Source organism: Chloroflexota bacterium, assembly GCA_016875535.1.
In the GTDB taxonomy this organism is placed as follows: domain Bacteria; phylum Chloroflexota; class Dehalococcoidia; order SHYB01; family SHYB01; genus VGPF01.
In genome coordinates this window covers 1-4297 of sequence record VGPF01000075.1, presented here as the reverse complement: position 1 = coordinate 4297, position 4297 = coordinate 1, and the positions used below count along the sequence as shown (strand labels likewise).

Here is a 4297-nt window from a genome sequence, read left to right as displayed (position 1 = left end):
ACATACCCGTAGGCTCACCGCGAGCGTGACCGGCTGACACCAGCGTCGCCGAGGAAGCCCCGAGCGCCAACCCTGCATCCCTACAAACCTCGGAGCAGTGGGCCTGCCCATCCTGTAGCAGTGGGAACTGCTACGTTAAACGCTCGCAAATCTCGTCCACGTCCCTCCCCTAGACCGTCCGCACAACGCTTCCCACCGCGACACCTCACCAACCAAAGCGACAAGCAACAAAAGACAAAAGGAGGAAAAGAGAGCAAAACAGAAAGAGACAACAAGGGCGAAATGCGAAGACCAGTCGCCCCCTGCATCAGATGATGTTCTGCTCCGCCAGGCGCCTCTGCTCCCCCTGGCCGATGCCGAGGAGCGTGCCATAGACGTAGGGGTTGTCCTCCCCGTAGCAGGGGAAGCCGCGGTTGATCGTGCCGCCCACGTACGCCGGCGATTCGCTCAGGTGGACGGGGAAGTCCTTGTAGGGCCACTCGCCCACTTCGCTGTGGGGCAGCATCTTCTGGAAGCCGCGATGCTTCAGCTGCGGGTCGTCGTGGATGCGGTCGGCGGCCGTCTGGCAGACCCCGGCGGCCACGCCTGCCGCCTGCAGGCGGTTCATCAGGTCGAAGGGCTCGTGCTTCACCGTCTCGCTCTCCACAAGCCCGTCCAGCTCGTCCTGGTGCAGGAGGCGCGTGGCGAACTTCGCGAACTTGGCATCTCTGGCCCATGCCGGATCGCCCAGAACCTTCAGCATCGCGCGCCACTCCTCGTCGTTGTAGATGCTGATGGCGATCCACCGGTCCTTCCCCTGGCAGCGGTAGGCCCCGTGCGGCGCGGCGGGCAGATACGGCGAGCGGTTGCCGTACCGCTGCCACACCCGCCCGTTGGCGGCATAGTCCAGGATGGCGGTGCCCGTCATATAGATGCCCGGCTCCGCCTGGGAGCAGTCCATATACTGCCCCTCGCCGGTGCGGGCGCGGTAGTAGAGGGCGCTCAGCATCGCCATGGCGCAGTAATAGGCCCCGCTCCAGTCCATGTAGGAGTAGCCCCATCCGGCGGGCGGATAGGGCATGGGCATGCCCGATTGCTCCGTGAGGCCGCTGATGGCCTGGGCGACGGGCCCCGTGGAGACGAACTCCGAATACTGGCCCGTCTTGCCGAAGCCCGGCTGCTGGACGTAGATGATGGAGGGGTTGATCTTCCGCAGCGTCTCGTAACCCAGGCCCAGGCGGTCCATGGTGTTGGCGGTGAAGCACTCCACCACGATATCGCTGATGCGGACGATCTCCTTGAAGATCTCCTTGCCCTGCTCCGTGCGCAGGTTGAGGCTGATGCCGCGCTTGCCGGGGTTGTTCTCCCCGAAGTTCCCGGCGCGGTTGATCCCCTCGCTCTTGGCCGTGAAGGGCTCGCCGCGAAGGAACTTCTCGCGCTCCTCCCCCATGGGGATCGGCGGCCCGCCCAGGCGCAGGGTGTCTATGCGGTCCTTCCACTCGATGCGGATGTCCTCCGCGCCCAGGCTGGCGAGCATGCGGGGGCCGCCCGCTCCGGCCAGGAGCCAGGTCAGATCGGCGATGCGGACGTTTTCAATCGCGAAGGGCATGGGAGATTCCCTTTGACCTAACCCCGTGCCCCTTCCCTGCGAGGGAAGGGGCCTATCCCTCCCTTCACAGGGGAGGGACAAAGGGAGAGGTCGAGCTAGATTACGTTCTGCTTTTTCAGCGTTGCGATCTCCTTCGGCGTGAGTCCTAACTCCTTGCCGTAGACCTCGCCGTTGTGCTCCCCCAGGTGCGGGGCGCGGGGACCGGTGCGCCACTGGGACTTCCCCGCCAGCCAGGGAGCGCCGTTGTAGTCCAGGGTCTTGCCCAGGTCTTCATGGTGGACCTTGGTGAAGGTCTTGCGCGCCGCCCAGTGCGGATCGGCCAGGTTCTCATGGGCCTTGCGGATGGGCGACCAGTGCATGTTGTACTTCTGGCCCTCTTTCCACAGGTCGCGGTCGAACCTGTACGCCTGGACGAAGCGCTTCATCACGGCGTTGATGTGCCGCGAGACCACGGGCTCTTTCTGTACCGCCGGGTCTTTGTACTTCTCCTCCATTAGGTCGTCCGCCATGCCGAACTTGTGCAGCATCTCGAAGAGGGGCTGCTGCGTGCCGCCCAGGACGCCGCTGCAATTGACAAAGCGGCCGTCCTTGGTGATGGACTGGCTCCCGGTGACGATGGTGGGCATGGCGTGCCGTCCCGTCTGGCGGTAGACGGGCTGGCGGCCGTAGACCATGTGCGGGATGTCCACCTCCGTGCAGGTGCTGACGGCCTGGTGGATGGAGGCGTCCAGGAACTGGCCCTTGCCTGTCCGCTCCCGATAGAGGAGCGCGCCCAGGGTGGCCATGTAGGTGTTGTTGCAGGCGATGTGGTAGGCGTGCCACATCTGGGGCGCGATGGGCGGCGTATCGTACTCCATGGTGGGCATGGGGTCGTAGCCGCAGTTCATCATCACGCCGCCCAGGGCCAGGTGCACGATGTCCGACCCCTTCAGGTCGCGCCAGGGGCCGGTCTGGCCGAAGGGCGTGATGGCGGCGACGATGAGCCGGGAGTTGACGGCCCTGAGGGCCTTGTACCCCAGGCCCAGGGCCTCCAGCTCGCCGGGGGCCCCCGTGTAGATCAGGACGTCGAAGCTGGGGAGCAGGCGTTTGAGGAGGTCGCGGCCCTGCGGCGTGCGCCAATCGAGCGTGATGCCGCGCTTGCCGAAGTTGTAGTGCCAGAAGAAGAGGCTGCGCTCCGGGTGGGGCTTGTCCTGGTAAAAGGGGCCGATGGCGCGGGTGCGATTCCCGCCGGGCGGCTCCACCTTCACCACAGCGGCGCCTGCGCCCGCCAGGAGCTTCCCGAGGAACTCGCCGCGCTCATCGGCGAGTTCAAGGACGCGGACATCGAAGAGGAAGCCCTTGCCGGAGGACACGCTGCGCTCCTGGGAGAGGTGATGGCACCCTCTCCTCTCGCTCCGCGAGGTCCTCTCCCGTCAAGGGCGAGGGGGTGCGGGGGAAGAGGAAGTGTGGGGGCTATTCTCGTCAGGCGCGAAGGGCGTGTCAAGGAAGAGGGAAACTATCGCTGGTAGAGCTTCAGCTCGCGGCGCTCGATCTTCTCGGCGCCGACGTGCTTCCGGATCGCCTCGAAGGCGGGCAAGTCCCATTCGGAGACGAAGGTGATGGCGGTGCCCTCGCGCCCCATGCGCGCCGTGCGGCCGATGCGGTGGACGTAGTCCTCCACCGCCTCCGGGATATCGAAGTTGATGACGTTGGAGACGGCGGGGATATCCAGGCCCCGCGCGGCGACGTTGGTGGCGACGAGAAGCTTGAGGGAGCCTTCCCGGAAGGCGTTCATGGCGGCGTCGCGCTGTTTCTGCAGCAGGCCGCCGTGGATGCCCTGGATGGCGAAGCCGCGCCGCCCCAGGCGCTCGGCCACCATGTCCACGCGCCCCTGGGTGCGGCAGAAGATGAGCGCCTGGTCGTACTCGCCGCCATCGAGGACCTCGGTGAGGCCCGCGATCTTATCGCGGTCGGCCACCTCATAGTAGAGCTGCTTCACCTCCTCCACCGGCTTGGCCGTGGCGCCCACCTGGATGTGCTTGGGCTGGTGGAGGTAGTTGTGGATGAGGTTCTTGATGGGCGTGGGCACCGTGGCGGTGAAGAGGGCGATCTGCCGCCTGCCGGGGACATAGCGCAGGATGCGGCGGATATCAGGGAAAAAGCCGTAGTCCAGCATCTGGTCGGCCTCATCCAGGACGACGATGCCAACGCGCCCAAGCTGGATGGTGCCGCGGTCTAAGTGGTCTATGACGCGCCCCGGCGTGCCGACGATGACGTGGACGCCGCGCTCCAGCTCCGCGAACTGCTTTTTAATGGGCTGGCCGCCATAGAGCGTGACCACGCGGATGCCCCGGTAGGCGCAGATCCGCGAAAGCTCCGCGCTCACCTGCTGGGCCAGCTCCCTGGTGGGCGTGAGGACGATGGCCTGGGTGTAGCGCTGGCTCCCATCCACACGCTCGGCGATGGGGATGCCGAAGGCGGCCGTTTTGCCGGTGCCCGTCTGGGCCTGGCCCACCAGGTCCACGCCTTGGAACATGATGGGGACGGCCTGCTGTTGGATCGGGGTTGGCGATTGGTAGCCCATCTCCATGATGGCGCGCATGACCGGCTCCGAGACAAGTAAATCTCCGAAGTGAAGGTCCCGCGGCTGCGGCCCCGTGACGGCGGGCACCGGAGGCCCAGCGGGCGCCTGGGGTGCAGGCGCGCCCGGCTCTTGCGGCGGGCCGCCGC

The 4297-nt window shown here is 66.2% G+C and carries 3 protein-coding genes; all 3 read right to left on the bottom strand.

Translation table 11 applies throughout. The annotated features are described in order from the left end of the window. Positions 1-307: 307 nt before the first annotated feature. A complete protein-coding gene (locus FJ039_12510) occupies positions 308-1588 on the bottom strand; it encodes a CoA transferase (protein ID MBM4406968.1) in 1281 nt (426 codons plus the stop codon). 95 nt (positions 1589-1683) lie between these two features. Further along, the gene (locus FJ039_12505) at positions 1684-2940 is read right to left on the bottom strand and encodes a CoA transferase (protein MBM4406967.1); all 1257 of its coding nucleotides are present in this window, start codon (positions 2938-2940) and stop codon (positions 1684-1686) included. A gap of 143 nt (positions 2941-3083) precedes the next feature. Further along, positions 3084-4169 carry a DEAD/DEAH box helicase gene (locus FJ039_12500; protein MBM4406966.1) on the bottom strand — a complete coding sequence of 362 codons (1086 nt, stop codon included), beginning with the start codon at positions 4167-4169 and terminating at the stop codon, positions 3084-3086. Between the last annotated feature and the right edge of the window lie 128 nt (positions 4170-4297).

What these genes read in the sequence shown, in the direction of transcription:
- FJ039_12510 (MBM4406968.1), bottom strand. Translation starts at nt 1,588, where the DNA reads ATGCCCTTCGCGATTGAAAACGTCCGCATCGCCGATCTGACCTGGCTC.
- FJ039_12500 (MBM4406966.1), bottom strand. Translation starts at nt 4,169, where the DNA reads ATGCGCGCCATCATGGAGATGGGCTACCAATCGCCAACCCCGATCCAA.